Origin of the sequence: Burkholderia sp. JKS000303, assembly GCF_002563755.1 — a bacterium.
Classification (GTDB): domain Bacteria; phylum Pseudomonadota; class Gammaproteobacteria; order Burkholderiales; family Burkholderiaceae; genus Burkholderia; species Burkholderia anthina_B.
In genome coordinates this window covers 2349229-2372546 of the sequence record NZ_PDBZ01000001.1, presented here as the reverse complement: position 1 = coordinate 2372546, position 23318 = coordinate 2349229, and the positions used below count along the sequence as shown (strand labels likewise).

The 23318-nt window shown below is 68.7% G+C and carries 25 protein-coding genes, 1 other RNA gene and 1 riboswitch; of the genes, 14 read left to right on the top strand and 12 right to left on the bottom strand.

The window, feature by feature from the left end; all coding sequences use genetic code 11:
- Window positions 1–27: 27 nt before the first annotated feature.
- Window positions 28–1845 carry an autotransporter assembly complex protein TamA gene (locus BX604_RS11495; protein WP_098550908.1) on the bottom strand — a complete coding sequence of 606 codons (1818 nt, stop codon included), beginning with the start codon at window positions 1843–1845 and terminating at the stop codon, window positions 28–30.
- A gap of 244 nt (window positions 1846–2089) precedes the next feature.
- Between BX604_RS11495 and BX604_RS11490 the strand changes: the two genes are divergently transcribed.
- The 4 genes from BX604_RS11490 (at window position 2090) to panD (ending at window position 4662) form a co-directional block, all read left to right on the top strand.
- A complete protein-coding gene (locus BX604_RS11490) occupies window positions 2090–2278 on the top strand; it encodes a DUF3460 family protein (RefSeq protein ID WP_006754527.1) in 189 nt (62 codons plus the stop codon).
- A gap of 4 nt (window positions 2279–2282) precedes the next feature.
- The gene (locus tag BX604_RS11485) at window positions 2283–3155 is read left to right on the top strand and encodes a segregation and condensation protein A (protein WP_096502211.1); all 873 of its coding nucleotides are present in this window, start codon (window positions 2283–2285) and stop codon (window positions 3153–3155) included.
- Window positions 3156–3394: 239 nt separating this feature from the next.
- The gene (gene panC, locus BX604_RS11480) at window positions 3395–4234 is read left to right on the top strand and encodes a pantoate--beta-alanine ligase (protein ID WP_098550907.1); all 840 of its coding nucleotides are present in this window, start codon (window positions 3395–3397) and stop codon (window positions 4232–4234) included.
- Between the two features lie 41 nt (window positions 4235–4275).
- Window positions 4276–4662, top strand: coding sequence for an aspartate 1-decarboxylase (gene panD / locus BX604_RS11475; RefSeq protein WP_006484038.1), 387 nt, complete (start codon window positions 4276–4278; stop codon window positions 4660–4662).
- A gap of 125 nt (window positions 4663–4787) precedes the next feature.
- Here the strand turns inward: panD and BX604_RS11470 are convergent, their stop codons facing one another.
- The 4 genes from BX604_RS11470 to BX604_RS11460 form a co-directional block, all read right to left on the bottom strand.
- Window positions 4788–5447: a ParA family protein gene (locus tag BX604_RS11470; RefSeq protein ID WP_098550906.1), complete on the bottom strand. Its 660-nt coding sequence runs from the start codon at window positions 5445–5447 to the stop codon at window positions 4788–4790.
- A 124-nt stretch (window positions 5448–5571) separates the two neighbouring features.
- Entirely contained in the window at window positions 5572–5985 is a 414-nt protein-coding gene (locus BX604_RS11465) for a DoxX family protein (protein ID WP_098550905.1), read from the bottom strand.
- Between the two features lie 164 nt (window positions 5986–6149).
- A complete protein-coding gene (locus BX604_RS38935; protein WP_175801185.1) occupies window positions 6150–6290 on the bottom strand; it encodes a hypothetical protein in 141 nt (46 codons plus the stop codon).
- An 82-nt stretch (window positions 6291–6372) separates the two neighbouring features.
- Window positions 6373–7875, bottom strand: coding sequence for a cobyric acid synthase (locus tag BX604_RS11460; protein WP_098550904.1), 1503 nt, complete (start codon window positions 7873–7875; stop codon window positions 6373–6375).
- Between the two features lie 61 nt (window positions 7876–7936).
- Between BX604_RS11460 and cobU the strand changes: the two genes are divergently transcribed.
- The 4 genes from cobU to BX604_RS11440 are packed head-to-tail and all read left to right on the top strand — an operon-like array spanning window position 7937 to window position 11361.
- Window positions 7937–8497, top strand: coding sequence for a bifunctional adenosylcobinamide kinase/adenosylcobinamide-phosphate guanylyltransferase (gene cobU / locus BX604_RS11455; RefSeq protein ID WP_098552833.1), 561 nt, complete (start codon window positions 7937–7939; stop codon window positions 8495–8497).
- The gene (gene cbiB / locus BX604_RS11450) at window positions 8491–9435 is read left to right on the top strand and encodes an adenosylcobinamide-phosphate synthase CbiB (RefSeq protein ID WP_098550903.1); all 945 of its coding nucleotides are present in this window, start codon (window positions 8491–8493) and stop codon (window positions 9433–9435) included. The genes cobU and cbiB overlap by 7 nt, the downstream gene beginning before the upstream one ends.
- Complete coding sequence (gene cobD / locus BX604_RS11445; RefSeq protein ID WP_098550902.1) at window positions 9428–10447, top strand: threonine-phosphate decarboxylase CobD; 1020 nt, start codon at window positions 9428–9430, stop codon at window positions 10445–10447. Before cbiB ends, cobD begins: the two co-directional genes overlap by 8 nt.
- On the top strand, window positions 10444–11361 hold the full coding sequence (locus tag BX604_RS11440; protein ID WP_098550901.1) for a cobalamin-binding protein: 918 nt from the start codon (window positions 10444–10446) through the stop codon (window positions 11359–11361). The genes cobD and BX604_RS11440 overlap by 4 nt, the downstream gene beginning before the upstream one ends.
- A 69-nt stretch (window positions 11362–11430) precedes the next feature.
- On the opposite strand, the gene cobC is transcribed toward BX604_RS11440, so the two are convergent.
- From cobC to BX604_RS11415, 5 genes are read right to left on the bottom strand one after another with little or no spacing between them, the layout of a single operon-like run.
- On the bottom strand, window positions 11431–12015 hold the full coding sequence (cobC, locus tag BX604_RS11435; protein WP_098550900.1) for an alpha-ribazole phosphatase: 585 nt from the start codon (window positions 12013–12015) through the stop codon (window positions 11431–11433).
- On the bottom strand, window positions 12000–12776 hold the full coding sequence (locus BX604_RS11430; protein ID WP_098550899.1) for an adenosylcobinamide-GDP ribazoletransferase: 777 nt from the start codon (window positions 12774–12776) through the stop codon (window positions 12000–12002). The genes cobC and BX604_RS11430 overlap by 16 nt, the downstream gene beginning before the upstream one ends.
- On the bottom strand, window positions 12766–13821 hold the full coding sequence (gene cobT, locus BX604_RS11425; protein ID WP_098550898.1) for a nicotinate-nucleotide--dimethylbenzimidazole phosphoribosyltransferase: 1056 nt from the start codon (window positions 13819–13821) through the stop codon (window positions 12766–12768). Before cobT ends, BX604_RS11430 begins: the two co-directional genes overlap by 11 nt.
- A gap of 52 nt (window positions 13822–13873) precedes the next feature.
- The gene (locus tag BX604_RS11420) at window positions 13874–14686 is read right to left on the bottom strand and encodes an ABC transporter ATP-binding protein (protein WP_098550897.1); all 813 of its coding nucleotides are present in this window, start codon (window positions 14684–14686) and stop codon (window positions 13874–13876) included.
- Entirely contained in the window at window positions 14683–15807 is a 1125-nt protein-coding gene (locus tag BX604_RS11415) for a FecCD family ABC transporter permease (protein WP_373562423.1), read from the bottom strand. The genes BX604_RS11420 and BX604_RS11415 overlap by 4 nt, the downstream gene beginning before the upstream one ends.
- 548 nt (window positions 15808–16355) lie before the next feature.
- Window positions 16356–16609, bottom strand: a riboswitch (cobalamin riboswitch).
- A 165-nt stretch (window positions 16610–16774) separates the two neighbouring features.
- On the opposite strand from BX604_RS11415, the gene BX604_RS11410 reads away from it, so the two are divergent.
- The 5 genes from BX604_RS11410 (at window position 16775) to BX604_RS11390 (ending at window position 19462) form a co-directional block, all read left to right on the top strand.
- A complete protein-coding gene (locus BX604_RS11410) occupies window positions 16775–17125 on the top strand; it encodes an ATPase (protein WP_098550896.1) in 351 nt (116 codons plus the stop codon).
- Entirely contained in the window at window positions 17122–17436 is a 315-nt protein-coding gene (locus tag BX604_RS11405) for a cell division protein ZapA (RefSeq protein ID WP_011885730.1), read from the top strand. The genes BX604_RS11410 and BX604_RS11405 overlap by 4 nt, the downstream gene beginning before the upstream one ends.
- Before the next feature lie 80 nt (window positions 17437–17516).
- Window positions 17517–17698: non-coding RNA, 6S RNA (gene ssrS, locus BX604_RS11400), on the top strand.
- Between the two features lie 381 nt (window positions 17699–18079).
- Entirely contained in the window at window positions 18080–18541 is a 462-nt protein-coding gene (locus BX604_RS11395; RefSeq protein WP_098550895.1) for an EVE domain-containing protein, read from the top strand.
- 180 nt (window positions 18542–18721) lie between these two features.
- Window positions 18722–19462, top strand: coding sequence for an SIMPL domain-containing protein (locus BX604_RS11390; protein ID WP_098550894.1), 741 nt, complete (start codon window positions 18722–18724; stop codon window positions 19460–19462).
- Between the two features lie 129 nt (window positions 19463–19591).
- On the opposite strand, the gene lgt is transcribed toward BX604_RS11390, so the two are convergent.
- Both lgt and BX604_RS11380 read right to left on the bottom strand, forming a co-directional pair.
- The gene (gene lgt / locus BX604_RS11385) at window positions 19592–20482 is read right to left on the bottom strand and encodes a prolipoprotein diacylglyceryl transferase (protein WP_098550893.1); all 891 of its coding nucleotides are present in this window, start codon (window positions 20480–20482) and stop codon (window positions 19592–19594) included.
- An 89-nt stretch (window positions 20483–20571) separates the two neighbouring features.
- Window positions 20572–21489 (bottom strand): LysR substrate-binding domain-containing protein, encoded by a 918-nt coding sequence (locus BX604_RS11380; protein WP_098550892.1) that lies wholly within the window; start codon window positions 21487–21489, stop codon window positions 20572–20574.
- Window positions 21490–21624: 135 nt separating this feature from the next.
- On the opposite strand from BX604_RS11380, the gene ilvD reads away from it, so the two are divergent.
- Window positions 21625–23298 carry a dihydroxy-acid dehydratase gene (gene ilvD / locus BX604_RS11375; RefSeq protein ID WP_098550891.1) on the top strand — a complete coding sequence of 558 codons (1674 nt, stop codon included), beginning with the start codon at window positions 21625–21627 and terminating at the stop codon, window positions 23296–23298.
- Window positions 23299–23318: the final 20 nt, after the last annotated feature.

The window sequence follows — 23318 nt, the reverse complement described above, 5'->3', positions numbered from 1 at the left end:
CGGTTCGTCGTGGGTCGGGCAACAAGGTCAGAAAGCGATGCCGAGCGTCAGGTACGGGCGCACGCTGTGGTTGCGCAGCCCGTAGGCGACATCGGCGTTGATCGGGCCGACGGGGCTGCGCCAGCGCGCGCCGATGCCGATACCCGGGTAGAACACCCGCTCGCCCCACGCGTCGGTCGCGGTACCGATGTCGAAGAACGTCGCGGCGCCCCAGTCGCGATTGAACCAGTGCTGGTATTCGGCGGTGCCGGTCATCAGATACTTGGTCGGCAGCACGGAGCCGTCGACGTTGTTGCCGATGCTCTGGTAACCGTAGCCGCGCACCGAGTTCGAGCCGCCCGCGCGGAACAGCAGCGACGCCGGCACGCCGTTCGAGCTGCCGCTCGTGAAGACGCCGCCGAGCTCCGCGCGGAACACGAACAGGTCACGCCGCCCGATCGGCAGGTATTGCTGGCCGCGCGCGTACCCGCGCACGAAAGTCTGGTCGGTCGCCACGCCCTTGATCGCGAAGCCGGCCTCCGCGTGGATCAGGTTGCCCGAGCGCGGAAACAGCGGATCGTCGACGTTGCGGCGCGTCCAGGCCCATTGCGGCACGAGCGCGCGGCTCGTGGTCGGGCCGGCGCCGTTCTGGTCGAGCCGGTCCTGGTAGTACATCAGCGAGTACGCGTAGTCGATGAACTGGCCGGTGCGGGTGCGCTGCGCGCCGACCCGCGCGCTGTAGATGCGCGTGTCCGACACGTTGGTGTTCGTGTACGACGCGAGCACGCTGTTGGTCCAGCCTTTCTCGCCCGGCGGCATCGACAGCTGGACCTGGCCGTACTGCTGGATCTGGTCGAGCCGGCCCGACACGGTGAGCGGCCACGCGGCGCCGAACGTGTCGAGGTACGTGTACGAGCCCTGCACGTGCGGGCCGGTATCGGTCGCGTAACCCACGCCGCCGCGAATGTTGTTGTACGGAAACTCGCTGACCTTCACGTGCACGGGCGTATGCTCGGGCTTCGACGTGTCGTCGCCGACGTCGATCGCGACGCTCGCGTAGTACGGCGTGTTCTGCAGCTGCCGCTGCAGTTCGGTGATCCGCTGCACGTCGTAGATCTCGCCTTCCGACAGCGGATTGACGTTCGTGACGATCTTCTCGGGATAGCGGCGCACGCCGTCGACGTCGACCTTGCCGATCGTAAACGTCGGGCCGCTGTCGAACGTGACGGCCAGCGTCGCGCGCTGCGTGCGCGGATCGATGCGCGCCTCCGACGACGTGATCTTCGCGCCCAGATAGCGGCGCGACTGCAGTTGCCTGAGCGCCGCGCCCTTCGCGCCATCCCAGTCGGACTGCGTAAACGGGTCGCCGGGCTTCAGCGAGAACGCAAACCGGGTCGCGGCCTCCTGCTTCGGATCCTCGGCGTCCACCGGCCCCTTGAACGTCAGGTCGACCGTCGACACGACGGTCTGCGGCCCCGGATCGACGGCGACGCGCACGTCGCGCTTGCCGTCATGCGTGCGCACGTCGGTGCGCACGATCGGCGAGAAATAGCCGGCCGTCGCGGTCAGGTCGCGCACCTGCTGCGGCGTGGCGGTCACGAGGAAGTCGAACTGGTCGTCGCTGATGTCGTCGCGCTTCGCGAAACGGGCAATATCGAGATGGGCCTTCAGCAACTTGCGGATCGAGCGCGGCGCGTCGATGTCGACGTCGTACTTCGCGTAGGCCGGCAGCGCGACGAACGCGGCGAGACAGCCGACGAGGGCTGCCCGGGCCACGGCCGCGGCGCGGCATCGCGCGCGCCGGCGGGCCGTGCGCCGCCCTGCGTCATGCGCCGTGTGTGCTTGCTGGTTCGCCTGACCCGCCAAATATGACCTCGCCCTCGGTTGTCGTGTTTTTGTGGAAAACCCTGTATTTGACCACAGGGCGGCGGCCACGCCCGCGCGGGCGCCGCTTTGACGCGTGGGCGCAACGACCGGCGCCCGGGCCCCGTCGGGCGCCGACCCGCGGATTCGACGCGCGATTGGCGCCGGCTGTTCCCCGCGATGCGGTAAAATCCTGCATTCGCAGAATCCGGCGCCTCCTGCGCCGCCCGAAACGGAAAGCCAAGCCATGCCGTATCAGTCCGACGTCACGCAATTCCTGAACCAGCTCAAGCAACAGAAGCCGACGCTCGAAGACGAGCAACGCAAGGGCCGCTCCCTGCTGTGGGACAAGCAGCCGATCGACCTCGACGAGCGCGCCGAGCAGCAGGAATCGCGCGTAAAGCAAACGTCCTACGTCTACTACCAGAACTTCTGACGACGTGAGCGCCGCCGACGAGGCCAGCGCCGCCCGGCAGGACGACGCGATTGCCGCGCCCGCGGGCGCCGATTCGACGCCCGACACGGTCGACGGTGTCGCGGCGTTCGCTCGCCTGTACGGCGAGCCGCTCTTCAAGCTGCCGCAGGATCTGTACATCCCGCCCGATGCGCTCGAGGTGTTTCTCGAGACCTTCGAAGGTCCGCTCGACCTGCTGCTGTACCTGATCCGCAAGCAGAACTTCAACGTGCTCGACATCCCGATGGCGCAGGTCACCGCGCAGTATCTCGGCTATGTCGACCAGATCCGCACGTCGAACCTCGAGCTGGCCGCCGAATACCTGCTGATGGCCGCGATGCTCATCGAGATCAAGTCGCGGATGCTGCTGCCGGTCAAGAAGGCCGACACCGGCGAGGAAGCCGAGGATCCGCGCGCGGAACTCGTGCGCCGCCTGCTCGAATACGAGCAGATGAAGCTCGCCGCGCAGCGCCTCGACCAGCTGCCGCAGCTCGGGCGCGACTTCCTGCGCGCCGAGGTCTACATCGAGCAGAGCATCACGCCGCGCTTTCCCGACGTCGATTCCGACGACCTGCGCGCCGCATGGGCCGACGTGCTCAAGCGCGCGAAGCTCGTCCAGCATCACAAGATCTCCCGCGAGGAGCTGTCGGTGCGCGAACACATGAGCCTGATCCTGCGCAAGCTGCAGAACGCGCGCTTCATGGAGTTCGCCGACCTGTTCGACACGTCGCGCGGCGTGCCGGTCGTCGTCGTGAACTTCATCGCGATGCTCGAACTCGCGCGCGAATCGCTCGTCGAGATTACGCAGCCCGAACCGTTCGCCCCGATCTACGTACGCCTCGCGTACCTGCCCGCTTAAAGCCCCACCACACGACGTGATTCCGCCGTGCGGGCGCGTGCCGTTGCTGCGCGCGCCGCCAGAGGTGCGCCCGATTAAAAAATGAACGATCGTTCTTTTTTCGATGCGTCCGGCGGCCAAATCCTCTACAATCCGCCGACGCCCGATGCGCCGCCCGCGCGCCGGCGTTCTCCGCTTCGACCCCGACGCCGCAGCTGCGGCGCCAACGCGCGCATGCGCGAGGAACCCGCTACCCGATCATGAAAGTCATCAGCTCGATCCAGGAACTGCGCGACCAACTGCGCGGACAGAACCGCACGGCGTTCGTGCCGACGATGGGCAACCTGCACGAAGGACACCTGTCGCTGATGCGCCTCGCGCGCCAGCACGGTGATCCGGTCGTGGCGAGCATCTTCGTCAACCGGCTGCAGTTCGGCCCGAACGAGGATTTCGACAAATATCCGCGCACGCTGCAAGACGATATCGAGAAGCTGCAGGCGAACAATGTCTACGTGCTGTTCGCGCCGACCGAGCGCGACATGTATCCGGAGCCGCAGGAGTACCGCGTGCTGCCGCCGGACGACCTCGGCGGGATTCTGGAAGGCGAGTTCCGCCCCGGTTTCTTCACCGGCGTGTGCACGGTCGTCACGAAGCTGATGTCGTGCGTGCAGCCGCGCGTCGCCGTGTTCGGCAAGAAGGATTACCAGCAGTTGATGATCGTGCGCCGCATGTGCCAGCAGCTCGCGCTGCCGGTCGAGATCATCGCGGCCGAAACGGTGCGCGACGAGGACGGCCTCGCGCTGTCGTCGCGCAACCGCTACCTGACGCCCGACGAGCGCCGCGAAGCGCCCGAACTCGCAAGAACGCTGCAGCGCATGCGCGACAGCGTGCTCGGCGGCGAACGCGACCTCGGCAAGCTCGAGCAGAACGCGCGCACGCATCTGGCCGAGCGCGGCTGGGTGCCCGATTACATCTCGATCCGCCGCCGCGCGAACCTGATCGCGCCGAGCGCCGCCGAACTCGAAGCCGGCGAGCCGCTCGTCGTGCTCGCGGCCGCCAAGCTCGGCGCGACGCGCCTCATCGACAACCTGGAAATCTGACGGCCGCCCGGCCTCGCCTCTCACGCATCACGGAGATACCCATGCAGCGCCACATGCTCAAATCGAAGATCCACCGCGCGGCCGTCACGCACTGCGAGCTGCATTACGAAGGCTCGTGCGCGATCGACGAGGACCTGCTCGAAGCGGCGGGCCTGATCGAAAACGAACGGATCGACATCTGGAACATCAACAACGGCGAGCGCTTCTCGACGTACGCGATCAAGGGCGAGCGCGGCAGCGGGATGATCTCGCTGAACGGCTCGGCCGCGCGCCGTGCGCAACTCGGCGACCTCGTGATCATCGCGGCGTTCGCGATGGTCGACGAAGCCGAGCTGCAGGCCGGCTGGAAACCGAAGCTCGTGTTCATCGACGAAGGCAACAAGATCAAGGGCCACCGCGATCACGTGCCGACGCAGAACTGGACGTAATGCGCAGGGCCGCCGGCGTGCCACGGCACGCCGGGTAACCGCCCGCCGCACACGGACGAAGGGCCTGATTCGGCACGATGCCGAATCAGGCCCTTTTCTCATATTTCCCCGATCGCGCGGCGCGCTCAGGATGCCTTGTTGGCCTTCTCCGCTTTCGGCGCGCGCCGCTCGGCCCACTCCACGATCGGCCGCCATTGCTCGAGATCCTTGTCGACGCGGCTCTTCGCGACGTCCCACAGCGTCAGGCCGTGCGCGGCGATCTGCACGTAATTCTGCGTGTCGCGCACGTAGCCGAGCACCGGCAGGCCGAGCCCTTCGACGAACCGGTGCAACTGGTCGGACGAACGCGTGCGTGCATCGACGCGCATCCCGACGATCCCGACCTCGACGCTGCCCTTGCGCACCGCCTTCTCGCCGGCGAGGCGCTCCAGAAACTGCTGGGTCGCGAGAATATCGAACATCGACGGCTGCAGCGGCACGATCACCTTGTCGGCAAGCTGCAGCGCGAGGTTCAGCCGGTTGCCGTGCAGCCCCGCCGGCGTGTCGATGACCGCATATTCGAGGCCGCGCGGCGGCTTCGACGGCGCATCCGGATCGAGATCCCACGCCTCGATCGCCGGAAGCCCGGCCGGACGCAGGTCGAGCCACGCATGCGCGGACTGCTGCCGGTCCAGATCGGCGAGCGCGACCCATGCGCCCTGCGCCGCGAAATAGCCGGCAAGATTGGTGGACAGCGTGCTCTTCCCCACGCCGCCCTTCGGATTCGCCACCACGATCACCGTCATGAATTCCCCCGAAAAAGCCGCGCGGCGCGTGCCGCATGGCACGCGCCGCTCGAATGCGGATACAGGGAGCGATGATATCGGCAAACGGGGTATCACCGGAACGGGTTGCGCCGATGTCGCCCGTTTATGCGGTACGCGCCGCAGCCCGCGGTGTGCCGAGCGCGAACGCGCCGCCGCCCAGCAGCGCCTGCACGGCCAGCGTGACGGCCCAGAACGCCGGGTATTCCCAGCCGCCGTTCGGCGACGCGAAGCTCCAGCCGTTCGGCAGATGCGCGGACACCGCGCCGAGCATGAACGGCAGCAGCACGAGCGCCGCGATGCGCACGCGGAAGCCCGCGAGCAGCGCGAGGCCGCCGGCCAGCTCGACGAAGGTCGTCACGTACGCGAGCCAGCCCGGCAGGCCGATCGACGCGAAGAACTGCGCGGTGCCGGGCAACGTGAAGACGAACACCTTCTGCGCGACGTGCGCGAGGTACAGCACGCCGAGGGCAACGCGCAGCAGCGTCGCGCCAAGATCGTTCAGGCGATTGGGGTTCATGGCGAATTCCTTCGTGAGTGGATGAGAATGGATCGCACTTTATTCGAACCCATTCGACCAATAAACAAGCGATTCGGCTTTAACTGATTCCACTCAGGAATGAATAAGACAATAAAAAAGGGCATGACCGATCATGCCCCGCCAGCCGATACCTGAAGCGAACCTCAGCCGCCGCTTTTGCCTTGCGTCGCGTCGCCCGAGCCGGCCGGGCCACTGCCGGGCCCGTAGCCGTCGCAAGCGTGCGCCATCGCCGACGCGCCCAGCAGCGCCGCGAGCAGCATGCTCAACCACCATCGCGCCTTCATCGTCGCGCTCCTTCGGGCGGACCTCCGCCCACCTGAGTTGTATGCGATCCAGCGGAAAAAGCCAGGCCGCAGCGTCCGCGCGTCAGCGGAATTCCGCATACAGCGCGCGCAGGTCGAGATGCTCGGCGAACGAATCGGCCAGACGCTCCAGCGACGCCTCGCGCAGCGCCGGGTAGTCGATGCGCTCCGCGCCGTCGAGTCCGGCCCACGCGAGCAACGCCGAGCATGCATCGGGCGCGTCGAACAGGCCGTGCACGTAGGTCGCGAGAATCTGCCCGTCGGCCGACACCGCGCCGTCCGTGCGCAGGCCGCCCGGCGCGGCGCCGTCGGCCAGTTCCAGCGCGGGCGCCGCCAGCGCGGGCCCGCGCGTGTCGCCCATGTGGATCTCGTAGCCGTGCACGGCGGCCGCGCCCGGCAGCGCGAGACGCCCGGTCACATTCTTCAGCGTCTTGTCCGGCTGCAGCGTCGTGTCGAAGTCAAGCAGCGCGAGCCCCGGCACGCTGCCGGGCGCGCCTTCGAGGCCGAGCGGATCGTCCAGCGTGCGGCCGAGCATCTGCATCCCGCCGCAGATGCCGATCACCTTGCCGCCATAGCGCAGGTGCCGGCGGATCAGCGGGTCCCAGCCCGCCTCGCGCAGCCACGCGAGATCGCGCTGCACGCTCTTCGAGCCGGGCAGGATCAGCAGGTCGGCATCCGGCACCGGCCCGCTCTTCCAGTACGTGAATTCGACCTGCGGATGGGCGCGCAGCGGATCGAAATCGGTGTGGTTGCTGATCCGCGGCAGCGCGGGCACCACCACGCGCAGCACGCCGGCGTCGCCGCGCGCGGCGGCGCTGCGCGCCTGCGACGGCAGCATGTCCTCGGCATCGAGCAGCAGCCCGTGCAGGTACGGCAGCACGCCGAACACCGGCTTGCCCGTCTGCGCGCGCAGCCAGTCGAGGCCCGGTTCGAGCAGCTTGAAATCGCCGCGGAAGCGATTGATCACGAAGCCGCGCACGCGCGCGCGTTCGCTGTCCGACAGGCAGGCGAGCGTGCCGACCAGGTGGGCGAACACGCCGCCGCGATCGATGTCGGCCACGAGCACGACCGGGCAGTCCACCCGCTCGGCAAAGCCCATGTTCGCGATGTCGCCTTCGCGCAGGTTGATCTCGGCCGGGCTGCCCGCGCCTTCGACGAGCACCGTGTCGTAGCCGGCGCGCAGCCGCGCGTACGATTCCAGCACCGCATCGAACGCGACCGGCTTGTAGTCGTGATACGCCCGCGCATTGAGGTTCGCGCGCGCCTTGCCGTGAATGATCACCTGCGCGCCGCGATCGCTCGTCGGCTTCAGCAGCACCGGGTTGAAATCGGTGTGCGGCGCGACGCCCGCGGCGAGCGCCTGCAGCGCCTGCGCGCGGCCGATTTCGCCGCCGTCGGCCGTCACCGCGCTGTTGAGCGCCATGTTCTGCGGCTTGAACGGCGCGACACGCGCGCCCGCGCGGCGCGCGAGGCGGCACAGGCCGGCGACGAGCGTGCTCTTGCCCGCGTCGGACGTCGTGCCCTGGATCATCAACGTGCCGCGCGGCTGCGGTTCGGGTGCGTTCATCGTATGCAAAGTCGTGGCGAAGCGAAGGCCGCATTATCGCGCGCGCCGTTACAATCACGCGATGATTCCGCACGACCTCACCTTCGTTCTCGGCGGCGCACGCTCGGGCAAGAGTGCGCATGCCGAGCGGCTCGCCGCCGACAGCGGCCGTCCCGTCACCTATATCGCCACCGCGACCGCGACGCCCGCCGATGCCGAATTCGAGCAGCGCATCGCACATCATCGCGCGCGCCGGCCGGCCGACTGGGGTTTCGCCGACGCGCCCGTCGATCTCGCCGGCACGCTCGCGCGGCTCGACGATCCGCGCGCGTGCCTGCTCGTCGACTGCCTCACGCTGTGGCTCACGAACCTGCTGTGCCCGCTCGACGGCGAACCGCTCGACGATGCGCAGTACGCGGCGCAGGTCGCGCAGCTCGAACACGCATTGCGCAGCGCCCGCGCGAAGGTGATCGTCGTCAGCAACGAAATCGGGCTCGGCGTCGTGCCGCTCGGCTCGGTCACGCGCCGCTACGTCGACGAGCTCGGACGCCTGAACCAGCGCGTCGCCGCACTCGCGACGCGCGTCACGCTGCTGGTCGCCGGATTGCCGCTCGAGCTCAAAGCCGGGGCGCCGTCATGCTGATGCTGTCGCTGCCGATCGTCGCGATGCTTGCGGTCGCGGCCGCGATCGTCGATCGCATGTTCGGCGAACCGGCCAACTGGCATCCGCTCGTCGCGTTCGGCCGGCTCGCCGCGCGCATCGAAGGCGCGATGAACACCGGCCGGCGCGGCCGCGTGGTCGGCGTGGCCGCATGGAGCGCGGCCGTGCTGCCACCGGTGGCCGTCGCGACGTGGCTCGCCGTCGTGCTGCCCTGGCCGCTCGCAGCCGCGCTGCACGTTGCGCTGCTGTGGTTCGCGCTCGGCGCGAGGAGCCTCGCCGACCACGTCGCGCCGATCGCCGCCGCGCTGCTACGGCACGATCTCGACGCCGCGCGCGCGCTGACCGCGCGCATCGTCTCGCGCGACACGACCGAGGCCGACGAAGGCGCGCTGTCGCGCGCGGCCGTCGAATCGGCGCTGGAAAACGGCAACGATGCGATCTTCGGCGCGCTCTTCTGGTTCGTCGTCGCGGGCGGTCCCGGCGCGCTGCTGTTCCGGCTCGCGAACACGCTCGACGCGATGTGGGGCTATCGCACGCCGCGCTTCCTGACCTTCGGGTGGGCCGCCGCACGCCTGGACGACGCACTGAACTGGATACCCGCGCGCCTCACCGCCGCGAGCTATGCGCTGCTCGGCGACACCGCTGCCGCGTGGCGCTGCTGGCGCACGCAGGCGCGTCACTGGGACAGCCCGAATGCGGGCCCCGTGATGGCTGCCGGCGCCGGCAGCCTGAACGTGCAGCTTGGCGGCCCGGCCGTCTATCACGGCGAAATCGAGGACCGTCCCGCGCTCGGCACCGGCGCGCCCGCGACGGCCGCACACGTTGTCGCCGCGCTGTCGCTCGTCACGCGCACGCTCGCGCTGTGGCTCGCGCTGCTCGTCGCGAGCGGCGCCCTCATCCTCGCTACCCATCATGTCTGACGCACGCATCCCGCACGGCGGCAACCTGCACGAAGCCGCACGCCGCCACGGCATTCCGTACGACGCCTGGCTCGACCTGTCGACCGGCATCAATCCGGTCGGCTATCCGGTGCCGCCCGTGCCGGCCGACGCATGGCGGCGGTTGCCCGACGACGGTGACGCGCTCGCCGCCTGTGCGGCCCGCTACTACGGCGCGCCCGATGCCGCGCACGTGCTGCCGGTCGCCGGCAGCCAGGCCGCGATCCGCGCATTGCCCGCGCTGTTGCCGGCCGGTGACGCCGGCGTCGCGGCGCTCGCGTATGGCGAATACGCACCGGCATTCGCGCGTCACGGCCATCGCGTCGTGCCGCTCGACATCGGTGCCGACGTGCTGCCCGCGACGCTGCGTCACGCCATCGTCGGGAATCCGAATAATCCGACGGCCGATTTCGTTCCGGCCGAACGCCTGCTCGGCTGGCATGCGCAATTGTCGGCGCGCGGCGGTACGCTGATCGTCGACGAAGCATTCGCGGATACCGGCGCGTCGCCGTCGCTCGCGCAATACGCGGATCGCGCGGGCCTCGTCGTGCTGCGCTCGGTCGGCAAGTTCTTCGGTCTCGCCGGCATCCGCGCGGGCTTCGTGCTCGCCTGCGCGGAGCAAATCGCCGCATTGCGCGACCTGCTCGGCGCATGGACCGTGAGCGGCCCCGCACGTCATGCAGTCGTCGCCGCGTTCGGCGATCGTGCGTGGCAGGCCACCGCACGCGAACGGCTCGCCGCTGACGGCGAACGGCTCGCCACGCTGTTACGCACACACGGCTTCGCGGTACGCGCGACACCGCTCTTCAGCTGGACCGACGACCCGCGCGCGGCCGCGCTGCATGCCGCACTCGCCACGCACGGGATCTGGACGCGGCACTTCCCGCAACCATCGAGCGTGCGCATCGGCCTGCCGGGCAGCGAAGCCGAATGGCAGCGCATCGTCGAAGCGCTCGCGCAGTGCGTCCCGACGTTACAACAGGAATCCGCATGAACGCCCGCATGCTCCGCCGGCTGCCGCCGCTCGCGACGCTGGTCGCACTCGCGCACGCGCCCTTCGCTCACGCCGACGTCACGACCCGCGACGACGCCGGCAACACCGTCGCGCTGCCAGCGCCCGCGCAGCGCGTGATCAGTCTCGCGCCGCACGCGACCGAGCTGGTCTACGCGGCCGGCGGCGGCGCGAAGCTCGTCGGCACCGTCACGTACAGCGACTATCCGCCCGCCGCGCAGGCCGTGCCGCGCGTCGGCGACAACAAGGCACTCGACCTCGAGCGGATCGCCGCGCTGAAGCCGGACCTGATCGTCGTCTGGCGACACGGCAACGCCGAACGCCAGATCGACGCGCTGCGTGCGCTGCACATCCCGCTGTTCTTCAGCGAACCGAAGCATCTCGACGACGTGGCGTCGTCGCTGCGCCGGCTCGGTACGCTGCTCGGCACGGAGCCGGCGGCCGACGCGGCCGCCGCGTCGTTCTCGCGCGACATCGCGGCGCTGCGCGCGCGTTACGCGACGCGTCCGCCCGTCACGATGTTCTTCCAGGTATGGGACCGGCCACTGATGACACTCAACGGCGATCATCTGATCAACGACGTGATCACGCTCTGCGGCGGCCGCAACGTATTCGCCGCGCTGAAGCCGCTCGTGCCGACCGTCACCGACGAAGCCGTACTCGCCGCCAATCCGGAGGCGATCGTGACGACGAGCGCCGGGGCGACGCACTCGGACGCGCCGCTGCCGAGCCTCGCGCGCTGGCGCACATGGCCCGCGCTGACGGCCGTGGCGCGCAACAACCTGTTCGCGATCGACGGCGATCTGCTGACGCGACCGTCACCACGGATCGCACAGGGCGCGGCGGTGCTGTGCGAGGATCTCGATACCGCGCGGGCGCGTCGGCCGGCACACTGATTTCGGCATGCCTTTGTGCGGCCGGTGCATGCATGATCGCAAGCCGATGACACACCGGTGCGCGATCGCCTATTCGTCCCAGTGCACGACTTCCCAGGTGCGCGCCGCATCGTCCGCACGCAACCAGACGACACCGCCGGTCGGCACCGGTCGCGACAGCACCGTGTCGAGCGGCACGCGCAACACGTGCGACGCGAACACGCGAATCACGCCCGCATGCGTGAGCGCCCAGTGCGGCGCGTCGGCCTGCGTGAGTGCGTCGGCCACTCGCGCGACACGCGCGGCGAACCGCGCGACGCTCTCGCCGCCGTGCGCGCACGCATGCATCAGGTCGGCCGCCCACGCATCGAGCGCCGCGCGGTCGATATCGTCCCAGCGCTGCATTTCCCACGTGCCGAAATCCATTTCCTGCCAGCCCGCATCGCGCCGCAGCGGCACATCGAACGTCTGCGCGAGCCGTTCGGCCACCGATGCGCATCGCGTCAGCGGGCTCGTCCAGACCTGTGCGGGCGCCGGCGCCCCGAGCGCCAGCAGATGGTCGCGCACGGCATGCGCACCCTGCTCGGCCGGTGCGGCGAGCCGCACGTCGCTGCGTCCGTAACAAACGCCGGGCGCGACGGCGACGGCCGGATGGCGAATCAGGACGACATCCATCCGAGCACCACCAGGTAGATTGCAAGCTCGCTCAGTTGCTGCGCGAAGCCGAGACAGTCGCCCGTATACCCGCCGATCCGCTTCACGAAATAACGGGCCGCCCATGCGCGCACGAGCACGAGCGCGACGAACGCGGCGAGGCCCGCGCGCCAGTCCGGCCAGAACAGCCACGGCAGCCCGAACACGGCCGCGACCCATGCCGCACGCGCGCCCATGCGCTGCGCAACCGGCTTCGCCTTGCCTTCCGGACGAACGTAGTCGAGCGATATCAGCAGGCTCACGGCCGCCGCACGGCTCGCCGCATGCGCGGCGATCATCGTCCATGCGGCGCGCAACGGCGGCATCGCGGCAAGCGCCTGCCATTTCAACCCCAGCGCGATCACGAGCGCGACCGCACCGAACGTGCCGATCCGCGAATCGTGCATGATCCGCAGCACGTCGTCGCGCGCGTAACCGCCGCCAAACGCATCGCAGCTGTCGGCGAGGCCGTCCTCGTGGAACGCGCCGGTCGCGAGCAGCGTCGCGGCCATCGACAGCCCGACCGCGATCGTCGCCGGCAGCACGCGCAGCGCGGCGAGATAGACGAGCGCGCCCCACGCGCCGACGCACGCGCCGATCAGCGGGAAATAACGCGCCGCCTGGTTGAGGTCGCCCGCCTCGTAGCCGATCGCGCGCGGCACCGGCACGCGCGTGAAATAGCCGAGCGCGACGAAGAAGTAGCGCAGTTCGGCGCGGACGCCGCGCGCGCGCTCAGGCGTCACGGTTGTCGACGCCGGCGGACTCGAAGCTCGCCATCTCGGCGAGGAATGCGGCCGCCGCGCGCACGAGCGGCAGCGCGAGTGCCGCGCCCGTGCCTTCGCCGAGCCGCAGGTCGAGCGCGAGCAGCGGCTTCGCGCCGAAATGCTCGAGCATGCGCCGGTGCCCGGCCTCGTGCGATGCATGCGAGAACACGCAGTAGTCGCGCACGCCGGGCGCGATGCGTTCCGCGACGAGCAATGCGGACGTCGCGATGAAGCCGTCGACCAGGATCGTCATCCGTTCGCTCGCGGCCGCGAGATACGCACCCGTCATCATCGCAATCTCGAAACCTCCGAACGTGGCGAGCACGTCGATCGGCGCGATCGCGTGCGAATGCCTGACGAGCGCGCGGCCGAGCACCGCGCGCTTGTGCGCGAGCCCCTGGTCATCGAGCCCCGTGCCGCGCCCGACACACGCGTCGATCGGCACGTCGAGCAACCGGCTCATCAGGCACGCGGCCGACGACGTGTTCGCGATCCCCATTTCGCCGAAGCCGATCACGTTCGTGCCGAGCGATGCATGCAGGCGTACGCGCGCGGCGCCGGCCGCAAGCGCGGTGTTCGCCTCGTCGCGCGTCATCGCTGGCTCGACCGCGAAGTTGCGCGTGCCGCGCGCGATCGGCAGCGACACCAGCCGGTCGGATACCGGCAGCGGCGACGCAACGCCGGCATCGACGATCTCGAGCGCACTCTGCGCGACGCCGGAGAACGCGTTGATCGCCGCGCCGCCCGCCAGGAAGTTCGCGACCATCTGCGCGGTGACCGACTGCGGATACGGGCTCACGCCTTCGGCCGCGATCCCGTGGTCGCCGGCGAACACGATCGTCACCGGACGCTGCACCTGCGGCCGCTCGGTGCGCTGGATCAGCCCGATCTGCAACGCGATCGCCTCGAGCTGGCCGAGGCTGCCGGGCGGCTTGGTCTTGTGATCGATCACATGCTGCAGGCGCTTGCGCAGCGTGTCGTCGAGCGGTGCGATCGCGGGCGGGAAGTCGGTCGGGTTCGTCATCGGAAAGTTGCCTCGTTGGCGCGGCCGGTGCCGCGCATCGAAAGAAGGAAGATCATCGCCACTCGGGCCACGCGGGCAGCAGCGCGTCGCGGCCGTTCTCGCGGATCAGCACGAGCGGATAGCCGAACGCCTTGCTCGCGCGCGCCGGCGTCAGCACGTCGTGCACGGGGCCGGCCCACGCGTGGCCGCGGCCGTCGAGCAACAGCGCATGCGTCGCGAAACGCCGCGCGAGATTCAGGTCGTGGCACGAGAACAGCACCGTGCGCAGGCCCGCGTCGAGCCATGCGGTCAGCGCGCTCAGGCAATCGATCTGGTGATGCAGGTCGAGATGCGCCAGCGGCTCGTCGAGCAGCATCAGCGGCGCATCCTGGCACAGCGTCGCGGCCAGCGCGACGCGCTGGCGCTCGCCGCCGGACAGCGACAGCACGTCGCGCGATGCGAGCGCGGCCAGCCCGAACGTCGCGAGCGCATCGCGCGCCGCCGCGCGATCGCCGTCACGCTCCCAGCCCCAGCCACCCAGATACGGAAAGCGGTTCAGCAGCACCGTATCGAATACCGTCGCGCTGAACGCGTCGTGCAGTTGCTGCGGCATCAGTGCGCGCCGTTGCGCGAGCTGTTCGGGCGGCCATGCGGCAAGCGGCCGGCCGTCGATCTCGACCTGGCCGCCGGCCGGCGGCTGCAGCCCCGCGAGCGTCGCGAGCAGCGTCGTCTTGCCCGCGCCGTTCGGCCCGGCGACACACCAGATCTCGCCCGGCCCGAACGTCTGCGTGAAGCCGTCGAGCAACGTACGGTCGCCGGCCTTCAGCGTCACGCCGGCCGCCGTGCAGGTCAGGTCGCCTGCGGTGCGCGTTGCGGTGAGCGTCATCGCATCGGTCTCCTCAGCAACATCCACAGGAACACCGGCACGCCGATCAACGCGGTCATCACGCCGACGGGCAACTGTGCGGGCGCGATCGCGGTGCGCGCGAGCAGATCGGCCGCCATCACGCCGCCGCCGCCCGCGAGCATCGCCGCAGGCAGCAGCATGCGCTGGTCGTTGCCGAACGCGAGTCGCAGCGCGTGCGGGACGACGAGGCCGACGAAGCCGATCGTGCCGGCCGTCGTTACCGCCGCCGCCGCGGCCAGCGACGCGACGAGATAGATCCGCACCCGCAGTCGCGCGACCGGCACGCCGAGCGCGAGCGCGGTCGCGTCGCCGCGCAGCAGCACGTTCAGTTGCGGTGCGGCCGGCAGCGCGATGCACGCGGCCACCAGCAGCGCGCCCCATGCGAACCACGGCGCCGTCACGCCGTTCAGGTCGCCCGTCAGCCAGAAGAGGATGCCGCGCAGCCGACCGTCGGGCGCGAGCGACAGCAGCAGCGTGACGAGCGCGCCCCACCCTGCCGCGATCACGACCCCGGTGAGCAGCAGTCGCGGCGATGCATCGCGCGATTCGCCGCGCCACAGTTCGCGACGCGCGAGCCCGAGCACGAGCGCGACCGACACGAGCGAGCCCGCGAACGCCGACGCATCGACGAGCCACCATGCGGCGCCCGCGATCATCGCGACGAGCGCGAAGCCGGCCGCGCCACCGGACACGCCGAGCACGTACGGCTCCGCGAGCGGATTGCGCAGCAGCACCTGCAGCAGTGCACCGGCCAGCGCGAGCAGCGCGCCGCAGGCGAAGCCGGCGAGCGCGCGCGGCAGCCGCAGCGTGCGCACGATGTCGGCGAACAGCGCATCGCCGCCATGCGGGACGAGCGACGCGAGCGCTTGCCACGGCGACATCGGCACGCTGCCGATCGACAGCGACGCGACGAACAGCAACGCGACCACGGCCGCCAGCACGGCCCAGATCGTGGCGGCGCGAGCGGCGCTCATGCGCTGCGCGGCATCGCGCACGACGCGCGACGCCTCCGCTGACCGCCGTTGCCGGTCGAACGCGACACGGTCGCGGCGCCTCGGCGTGTTGTGGGGATACGCAAGCTCGTCATCCTTGTGGAACAGGGGGTTGTTGAAGCATTCACGGACGTATCGTGACGCGGCAATGTCATCGCACACCGCGACGTCGACGATTCCGTGACCGTCGAGCCGCATCCCGCGACCTCGCGACCCGTCGCGCGTCGGCCGTGCCGGCTGGATGCTGCGACGCTCCGGCGAGCCGCGACACCTTCGTGCGGCCGACGTTCTGCGCAATATAGTGGAAGCCGCCGCATCGGGTCAGTGTCTGCGCGTGCGGCGAGATCCGGCGTATCGAATCCGGTGCACTGCTCAGCCGCATTCGCGCGCGTGCGCGGCACGCACGAAACGATCGTCGCCGGCCGCGACACATCGGCGACTGCGGCGCGCGAGTCAGCACGCGCGGCCGCCATCATGGCGCACGTCGCCGTGACTCCCGCCGAAGCGGGGTGTGCGGCAATCCGCGCGACGGCGGCGAGCAACACGCCGCGCTGCGCGCCGAGCGGCGTGCGGACGATTGGGGTCAGCATCGAAGACAAGTCCCGTGAAGCACTGCGCGCCCCGCTTCCCCGCAGGCCGCGCGTCACGAAGCCCGTGCGGGGCCCCTCGCCTCGGCCGGTATCCGGGCTGCAGCGTGCCGGCTCGCCTTCCCGCGCGTGTCGCGCGCAGTGGCCCATGCCCGCGTGCGCAACCTGCACGTCGGACACGCCCGAGCCGGCCTGCGTCGTGTGACGCGGCCGCTTACCGTTGCGGGGGCAGCGCAGGTTGGCGATGTCCTGGCGGAGTACGCGCCCTGCTTCCCGTTTAACCGCGCGACGCACGCGCGAGCACCGAGGCGGCGCCAGTTTAGGAGCGGGCCGCACGAGCGTCAAGAAAGCGGCCCGCACGCGTTTCGGCGCACGCTCGACACACGGATTCGAGGCAAGAAGCGAGGGTGTTACGACTAGAAACGTTACAGATGTCGGAATGCGCGTTATTCCGCGCTAAAATGCTGGGTCTTTAGAGGACGCAGCAGATGCTCAACGAACTCGAAACCTTATCTCAAAATATTGGCCGTCTGATTTCGCTGAACAAGCGCTATCACACGGAACGGCTCGCGCTCGAAGAGCAAGTCGCGCAATTGCGCGCGGAAGCGGACTCGGTCCGCGCGGAGCTCGCGCAACTGCGCGAGGAACGCGATGCGCTTGCGGCCGAGCGCGACACCCTGTCGGCAAAGATCGACGACGCCCAGGTCAAACTGAACGCGATTCTCGAAAAGCTGCCGCGCTCGAAGAGTGCGGAGCAGGCCGACAACCAGCTCGATCTGCTGGACGCGCAGGCGCGTACGGATAGCGATGACGCGGCCAGCCACGGAGAACATGCATGAGCACCAAGCAGATCGAAGTCTCGATTCTCGGTCAGCCCTATCGGCTCGCCTGTTCGGCCGAGACCGAAGCGGCGCTGCTCGAGGCTGTCGCGCGCGTCGACGCCGAAATGTCGAAGATCCGCGCAAACAGTTCGGTGCGCGGCACCGATCGCATCGCGGTGATGGCCGCGTTGTCGCTCGCATCCGAATTGCTGCGACTGCAAACCAGCGTGCGGCACGGTGAAGCATTTCCGGCGGAGGAAATCCGTCGTACAATGCACCAGATGAACGAACAGCTCGGCGCGGTGCTCGCACAGCACGAGACGCAGTAACGTTTGATCGATGCGTCGATTCCCCTTGATCTCAGCGGTCATCGGTGGTCAAATTGGCGCAACGAAACACAGTTCAGTCAGCTTCCCTGCCTGGTTCGCCAAGGTCATATATTCCTTGAACCAATGCCATGTGCACGGTTGCGGAAATTTGTAGCACGGGCGCGCGCGTCACTCTGTCTGATGTACCCGAAGTGCTGCTAACTGCGACCAATTCTGAACCCCAGGTTCAGGATGCCGGCCTAGCGGCCAAGGCGGGGGCCTATCCAACGGCATCGGGAGCTTCTCCCGATGCCGTTTCCTTTTGCAGGGTCTGTTTGCATGCGGAACGCGCATGCGAATGCCCGAAATCGCTCGTCCCTCAAGGGGACTTCCTTGCGGGGCGCAGGCAAGAAGTGAGGCACGCCGTCCGGCGAGCCAAACAAGCGACGAACGACGCCGCCATGCGGGCGATTTCGGGCATTCCCGTGACACGCTTTTTTTATTTGGGGTTGTCACGAGAACGGCCGCTCGCCGCATTGCGCTCCGTGCGAATGCGCTAGTATTAGCAGCGTCGCACGCCTCGCGAGCAGCCGTTCTCGTGGCAACGCATGCGCGTTCCGCATGCAAACAGACCCTCATGCCCTTTCTGCGTCGATTACGATCCATGCAATACTGGCTGATGAAGTCCGAACCGGACGAAGCAAGCATCGACGATCTCGCGAACGCACCGCAGCGTTCGCTGCCATGGACTGGCGTGCGCAACTATCAGGCGCGCAATTTCATGCGCGACACGATGAAGATCGGCGACGGCGTGCTGTTCTATCACTCGAGCTGCCCCGAACCAGGCATCGCAGGCCTTGCCGAAGTGTCGTCGACGCCCTACCCCGATCCCACCCAGTTCGATCCGAAAAGCCCGTATTACGACCCGAAGTCGACGCAGGAAACGCCGCGCTGGCTGCTCGTCGACGTGCACTTCGTGAAAAAAGCGCCGCTCGTGCCGCTCGCGGCGCTGCGCGAACACGACGAGCTCGCCGACATGCGCGTGCTCGCGCGCGGCAACCGGTTGTCGATCACGCCCGTCACGCGTGCGGAATGGCGCTTCATCACCGAAAAGTTGATGAAGTAGGCGTGCGCGAAACGTCAAATCCGGTCAACGCGCGCCACCGCCACGGAACTCGCGGCGCGTTCGCGCAGCCTAAGCAACCGCCGTCCGCCGATCGGGTCGACGGCGGTTTTTCCGTCGCGCGGTACGCCCGCGTCGCGCACGCGTGATCCGCGTGCGCGCCCTCGCACAAGGAGTCCAACAATGACCAAGAAATCCGCACTCGCGCTGTCGCTCGCCCTCGCCGCTGCCGTGCCCGTCGCGCTGACGCTCGCGTCGCCGGCCGCGCATGCACAGACCGCGAACCCGCACTTTCCGGAGCCGGCGGGCGTGCTGTCGCTGTCGTCGCAGGCCAGCGCCGACGTACCGCAGGACATCATCCACATCACGCTGTTCTACGAGCAGCAGGCGAAGGATCCGGGCAGCCTGACGTCCGCGCTGAATCAGCGCGCCGACGCGGCGCTCGCACAGGCGAAGGGCGTGTCGGGCGTCACCGCGCACACCGGCGCGTTCTCCGTGTATCCGAGCACCGATCGCGACGGGAAGATTTCCGCATGGCGCGGCCGCACCGAAGTCGTGCTCGAATCGCGCGATTTCGCGGCGGCGTCGAAGCTCGCGGGACAGTTGTCGAACCAGATGCAGGTCGCGAACGTCGAGTTCTCGCTGTCGCCCGAAGCACAGCGTGCAGCCGAGCAGAAGCTCACCACCGAGGCAATCAAGTCGTTCCGCGTACGCGCGGACGAAGCCGCGAAGGCGTTCGGCTACAGCAGCTACTCGATCCGCGACGTGAACGTCGGCGGCGGCCGCAACGTTCAGCCGTATCCGCGCATGATGGCGATGGCCGCGGCACCGATGGACAGCGCGAAAATGAGCGCGCCGATCGCGGTCGAAGGCGGCAAGGCGACCGTCTCGGTGACGGTCAACGGATCCGTGCAGATGAAGTAACGCGCATCGCGCCGCCTCAGGCAGATGCAAAAACGCCGGCCCGAGGGCCGGCGTTTTTCATGGTGACCTTGTGTGCGATACCGATCGTACGTATCGGCATCGCACCGGATGCATCACCGGCATCGACTGTCAGGCAGCGGTGTTCTTCGCGCGGCGGCGATACGCCCACACCATCAGCGCGATGCCCGCGATGATCATCGGCAACGACAGCCACTGCCCCATCGACAGGCCGAGTGCGAGCAGGCCGAGGAAATCGTCCGGTTCGCGCGCGAATTCGACGGTGAAGCGTGCGAGGCCGTAACCGATCAGGAACAGCGCGGACACGGCGCCCATCGGCCGCGGCTTGCGCGAGAAGAAGAACAGCACGAAGAACAGCGTAATACCCTCAAGCGCGATTTCATAGAGCTGCGAAGGATGACGCGGCAGCATCTGGTACTGCATGAACACGTCGGCGAGATGCCACTTCTCGACGAGTGCCGGATGCTTCGGCAGCCATGCGGCGTCGTCGCGCATCGCGCCCGGGAACATCATCGCCCACGGCGCTTGCGGATCCGTCACGCGGCCCCACAGCTCGCCGTTGATGAAGTTGCCGAGCCGGCCGGCCGCGAGCCCTGTCGGCACCATCGGCGCGACGAAATCGGTGACCTGCAGCCAGTGGCGCTTGCGTTGCCACGCGAACAGCACCATCGCAAGCGTCACGCCGAGAAAGCCGCCGTGGAACGACATCCCGCCTTCCCACACCTTGAAGATGTCGAGCGGATGCGCGAAGTAGAAATCGGCCTTGTAGAACAGCACGTAGCCGAGCCGGCCGCCCAGCACGGTGCCTAGGACACCGTAGAACATCATGTCGTCGATGTCCTTCGCGGTCCAGCCTTGCGCCGCGACATGCGGCAGCTTCAGGCGGATCCGGCCGACGACGATCGCGGCGATGAAGCCGACGAGATACATGAGGCCGTACCAGCGCACGGCCAGCGGCCCGAGGTGGATCGCTACGGGGTCGAGATTCGGGTGAATGATCATGGGTTAGCGATGAAGTTTTCGAATGCGGTACAACGCTCGCACAGGCGTCGCACCGCGCATTGGACGGCGCCGGCGCGTCATCGTTCGCATCACGTGGCAAGACCGTGCGCACGCACGACGTCGATGAAGCCGGCGAGCACCGGGCTCACGTCGCCCGTGCGCCACACGAGGCCCGTCTCGACGACGGGTGCGTCGCCGGCGAGCGGCCGGTAGACCACGCCGGTGCGCCGCAGGTTACGCAACGACTGCGGCACCAGTGCGACGCCCATGCCGGCTGACACGAGGCTGACGATCGTCTGCATCTGGATCGCCTCCTGGCCGATGCGCGGGGTTTCCCCCGCCGCGCCGTAGCAGCCCGTAATGATGTCATAAAAGCCGGGCGCCAAACGACGCGGGAAGATCACCAGCGGCAGCGCGGCCACCTCGGCCAGATGCACCGGCTCGTTCTCGGCGGCATCCGGCGCGGCCGACGCCGGCATCGCGACCACCAGCGGCTCGCGCACGACCGCCAGGTACGACAACCCGGCCGCGTGGCGTGGCGGCACCGGCGGAATCACCAGCCCGGCGTCGATGCGGCCCGCGACGAGTTCGTCGATCTGCACGTCGCTCGTCGCCTCCGCGAGCTGCAGCCGCACCTGCGGATAGCGCGCGCCGAACGCGCGCAGCAGCGCCGGCAGCAGCCCGTAATCGGCGGTCGACACGAATGCGAGCGACAGCGAACCGGCCTCGCCGCGCGCGAGACGCCTCGCGAGCGGCGGCAGCGCATCGGCCGACGCGAGCAGCCGGCGCACGTCGGGCAGCAGCGCCGCGCCGACCGCCGTCAGCGCGACCGAACGCTTGGTGCGCACGAACAGCGCGACGCCGAGCGCGTCCTCCAGCGAGCGGATCGCCTGCGACAGCGGCGGCTGCGTCATCGACAGCCGCTCGGCCGCGCGGCCGAAATGGCGTTCGTCGGCAACGGTGGCGAAATAGCGCCATTGGCGCAGGTCGGGTGTCGGATCAGCCATGCCTCACTCATTCGCAAAACGACTTAGTAAGCGACAAATAATATATTGGACATCCCAAACCGGAAACTCCATTCTTGTTTCATCCGAACCGGCGCGCCGTTCGCGGGCGTCGCCAATACAACGATGGAGTCCCCCATGTCGTACAACCGCCGCTCGAAGCACATCACGCAAGGCGTGGCCCGTTCGCCGAATCGCTCGATGTATTACGCCCTCGGCTACCAGAAGGACGATTTCGACAAGCCGATGATCGGCATTGCGAACGGTCACTCGACGATCACGCCGTGCAACTCGGGCCTGCAGCGCCTGTCGGACGCGGCTGTCGCGGCGGTGAAAGGGGCTGACGCGAACCCGCAGATCTTCGGCACGCCGACGATCTCGGACGGCATGTCGATGGGCACGGAGGGGATGAAGTACTCGCTCGTGTCGCGCGAAGTGATCGCCGACTGCATCGAAACCTGCGTGCAGGGCCAATGGATGGACGGCGTGGTGGTGGTCGGCGGCTGCGACAAGAACATGCCGGGCGGCATGATCGCGCTCGCGCGCCTGAACGTGCCGGGCATCTACGTGTACGGCGGCACGATCCGCCCCGGCCACTGGAAGGGCCGCGACCTGACGATCGTGTCGTCATTCGAGGCGGTCGGCGAATTCACCGCGGGCCGGATGTCGCAGGAGGATTTCGAAGGGGTCGAGCAGAACGCGTGCCCGACGTCGGGCTCGTGCGGCGGCATGTACACCGCGAACACGATGAGCTCGTCGTTCGAGGCGCTCGGCATGTCGCTGATGTACTCGTCGACGATGGCCAACCCCGACCAGGAAAAGGTCGATTCGGCCGCCGAATCGGCGCGCGTGCTGGTCGAGGCCGTGAAGCGCGACCTGAAGCCGCGCGACATCATCACGAAGGCGTCGATCGAGAATGCCGTGTCGCTGATCATGGCGACCGGCGGCTCGACCAACGCGGTGCTGCACTACCTCGCGATCGCGCACGCGGCCGAGATCGACTGGACGATCGACGACTTCGAGCGCATCCGCAAACGCGTGCCGGTGATCTGCGACCTGAAGCCGTCGGGCCAGTACGTCGCGACCGACCTGCACAAGGCCGGCGGCATCCCGCAGGTGCTGCGGATCCTGCTCGACGCGGGGCTGCTGCATGGCGACTGCATCACGATCACCGGCCGCACGATCGCCGAGGAACTGAAGGACGTGCCGGGCGTGCCGCGTGCGGGCCAGCACGTGATCTTCCCGATCGACCGCGCACTGTACAAGGAAGGCCATCTGGCGATCCTGAAGGGCAATCTCGCGGAAGACGGCGCGGTCGCGAAGATCACCGGCCTGAAGAACCCGGTGATCACCGGCCCGGCGCGCGTGTTCGACGACGAGCAAAGCGCGATGGATGCGATCCTCGGCGACCGGATCCGCGCGGGCGACATCCTCGTGCTGCGCTACCTCGGCCCGCAGGGCGGCCCCGGCATGCCGGAAATGCTCGCGCCGACGTCGGCGATCATCGGCAAGGGGCTCGGCGAGTCGGTCGGCTTCATCACCGACGGCCGCTTCTCCGGCGGCACCTGGGGCATGGTGGTCGGCCACGTCGCACCCGAGGCGTTCGTCGGCGGCACGATCGCGCTCGTGCAGGAAGGCGACTCGATCACGATCGATGCGCATCGGCTGGTGCTGCAGCTGAACGTCGACGACGCGGAGCTCGCGCGCCGGCGCGCCGCCTGGACGCAGCCGGCGCCGCGCTACACGCGCGGCGTGCTGGCCAAGTACGCGGCCCTCGCCCGCCCGGCGAACAAGGGCGCCGTCACCGGCTGACGCGCGTCGGGTGTCATGCG